Here is a 2,927-nt window from a genome sequence, read left to right on the forward strand (position 1 = left end):
ATTAAGATTATAGGCTTCGCAAAAACTCCATTAGACCTTTATCTTTTTTCCAAGAATTTTCTATTGGTGATAATTGAGGCATTATTTTCTCAGAGGCTTTTTCAATCGCCTCCCTTTTGGCTCTTTCGTCAGCCCTTGCATATATTTCAGTAGTTTGAATGGAAACATGACCAAGCAAATCCCTGATATAAATCAGGTTTACTCCAGATTGAAGCAGATGCATAGCCCTGGAATGTCTGAATGTATGGGGTGTTACTCTTACATTGAATAGGTCTGGACGTATATTCCTCATGTTTGAGACATATTTGTCAATGATGTAAGCAATGCCTTGTTCAGTCAAATTCTCTCCCCATGAATTGAAGAATAGAGGAGAGTTCTGTTTTATTTCCTTATCAAGTCCATTTTCAATCATATACGACTTCAAGATTTCTATGGCTCTTTCATTTACCGGAACAAGGCGTGATTTGTCCCCCTTTCCATGAAGCTTTATTATATAGGGTTTGCTAATACGGATGTCTGCCGGAGACATCAATATCATTTCGTTTACTCTTGCACCAGTATAGTACATTATGGTGAGTAAAGCAAAATCACGTCTACCCTTTTGAGTGTCTAGTGGAATGCTTTCTAAAAGAGAAGTTATCGCTTCTACTGTAATATATTTGATGGAATCTTTTGGCTTGATGTTTATTTTCAGCTCTTTAATCTCATGCCATTGTTCCAAATGAACAGGATCTATATATGTAAGATATGAACAAAACGATTTCAAGGCTGCAAGTTTAAGCCGTCTTGTCCTTGGCGCAAAATTCTTCTCTTCCAACCAAATCATATAACCCACAATATTCTGTCGGGTTAATGCGGCAAGAGTCAGAGTTTCCGGTGAGTTTTGATTGTTTTCTGCCATGTATTTCATGTAGCTGATGAATGCGTCACGATACGCCTCGATGGTCTTGCGACTTGCCAGTCTTTCATGAACAAGATACTTGCAAAAATAATTCTCTGTAGCTTTTGGAAAACTAATATAATTCACCTTCTTTAATCTTTTGTTTTTCATTGTACTCAAGTATTTTATTGATTTTGATAATATCGCCAACCACACTATCGTCCATCTTGATTAAATTTGGATGCATTGCAGCGGTAAGTCGCAGATAATATTCACTTTGTTTATAACTGGTATGTCCTAAGAATAATGCAACTTGGGGTATGCAGCTATATGGGTCTTTTCCCGAAGAAACGAGGTTTTCAAAGGCACGTACGGCAGCCGTATGGCGTAAATCATGCAGTCTTGGCCCTTTTCCATTTCCGTTATATCTTATCCCCGCCATTTCAAGCGCAATGATGAACCAACGGCTGACACTGCATTTCGGAATCTTGTTGCCAAGACCATTTACAAACAGAAAAGACTCGTTGCTGACGATTCCATCCAACGGAATCTTGTTCCGATATGATATATATTGGCGGAGAACATTTTCAAGGGATTCGTTTATGGGTACAAGTCGTTGACGTCCGTTTTTTGTCTTATTCAGAGAAATGCAATGACAATCAAAATCCACATCAATGTTCCTTATTGAAAGTGCTTCCCCTATACGTATCCCTGTGCTATATAGGGTACGAACAATTGCCGGAATAGCCATAAGGCAAGAGGAAGGAACATTCTCCTTAAGCCGTAACGAATCACATGCGCTCAATAGTCTCGAAATTTCCTCATGCGTATAGATATGTGGTATATAATCATTCCTAAACCATCGAGGAGTTGGTGGAATACTACACTCATGACCTATTGACACGAGATACTTGAAAAAACGTATCAAAACTGTGGATTTCTGATATATGGTATGTTTGTCTAATCGAATGTTAGTCTCGAACCACTCATCATACATATCAAGAGTCACGGTCTTCATGCTTTTATAATGAGCAACCATAAATTCATCAAACTCTTTAAGTACGCTTCTAATATGCTTTGCCTGATATCCTTTGGCAAGCACTTCGCCAAGAAATGCTTGCATTTCTGCTTTAAGCAAACATTTGTAGATTGTATCATTCATAAAACATTCCTCCATTTTGTTCATAAAAATCACTTGGTACCTCTATCACGTTACCAGAACATTCCAATAGGCTCTTTATATCTATGTTCAGATAGTATTTCGTATTTTCTGTTGTCGTATGCCCCAATACATTGGATATGGTTGTTATCGGGATTCCCTCATTCATCATGACGGTAGCAGTACTGTGTCGCAAGGTGTGAGAACCATGATGGCGCAGCTCTGTATTTATACCTGCATGGCTTATCGCTCTTGCCACAATTGCTGTATAACCACTACTTGTCATTGGTCTAATTGGTGCTCTCGCCGTAATAAATAATTTCCGTGTGTTGCATAAGGGACGTGCATTTTTAATGTAGTCAATCAATGCAATACCAACTTCTTCTTGAATTGGCAATGATTGCGGAATGCCTGTTTTTACTTGCATAAAAGTGATATAACCATCGTCCCAGTTAATATTAGAGAACTCCAAATTGACAATATCTGACCCACGCATACAGAGTCTTGTGGATAAAAGTATCATGGCGTAATTCCTTTTCCCTATACAACTATTACGGCAGATGCTTTTTTCTAAGATTTTTTCTTCTTCAACGGTCAAGTATGAAGGAAGTTTAATCGGTTCCGACTTGAACCCTAACATCATCTGAGAAAAATCTTCCATGACTATTCCTATATTATATAAGTGAAAGAGAAATTTTTTCAATGGTGTGGTCACATAACGTCTTTTATTTCTCATAGTGGAAATAAAGGATATTATATGGCTTCGATTGAGACTTTCTGCTTCAATACCTTCTAAATCCATTCTGACACAGAAATTACTTAAGGTAGATAAATAACTCGTTTTCGTAGATTGGTGAAATCTCATTGTCTTAGAAATACTTTCAACAA

General features: G+C 37.6%; 3 protein-coding genes. All 3 read right to left on the minus strand.

What is annotated here, in order from left to right:
• Positions 1 to 7: 7 nt before the first annotated feature.
• Positions 8 to 1,051 carry a tyrosine-type recombinase/integrase gene (locus tag Q0Z70_RS13415; protein ID WP_298075299.1) on the minus strand — a complete coding sequence of 348 codons (1,044 nt, stop codon included), beginning with the start codon at positions 1,049 to 1,051 and terminating at the stop codon, positions 8 to 10.
• Positions 1,014 to 2,042: a tyrosine-type recombinase/integrase gene (locus tag Q0Z70_RS13420; RefSeq protein WP_192913173.1), complete on the minus strand. Its 1,029-nt coding sequence runs from the start codon at positions 2,040 to 2,042 to the stop codon at positions 1,014 to 1,016. Before Q0Z70_RS13420 ends, Q0Z70_RS13415 begins: the two co-directional genes overlap by 38 nt.
• The coding region (locus Q0Z70_RS13425; protein ID WP_298075306.1) for a site-specific integrase at positions 2,035 to 2,927 on the minus strand (893 nt) is incomplete at its 5' end. The genes Q0Z70_RS13425 and Q0Z70_RS13420, both read right to left, overlap by 8 nt.

This window comes from uncultured Bacteroides sp., from assembly GCF_947632445.1.
Classification (GTDB): Bacteria; Bacteroidota; Bacteroidia; order Bacteroidales; family Bacteroidaceae; genus Bacteroides.

Bases quoted from the DNA above. Each gene is read 5' to 3' on its own strand.
- Q0Z70_RS13415 (WP_298075299.1), bottom strand. From the start codon at position 1,051: ATGAAAAACAAAAGATTAAAGAAGGTGAATTATATTAGTTTTCCAAAA.
- Q0Z70_RS13420 (WP_192913173.1), bottom strand. From the start codon at position 2,042: ATGAATGATACAATCTACAAATGTTTGCTTAAAGCAGAAATGCAAGCA.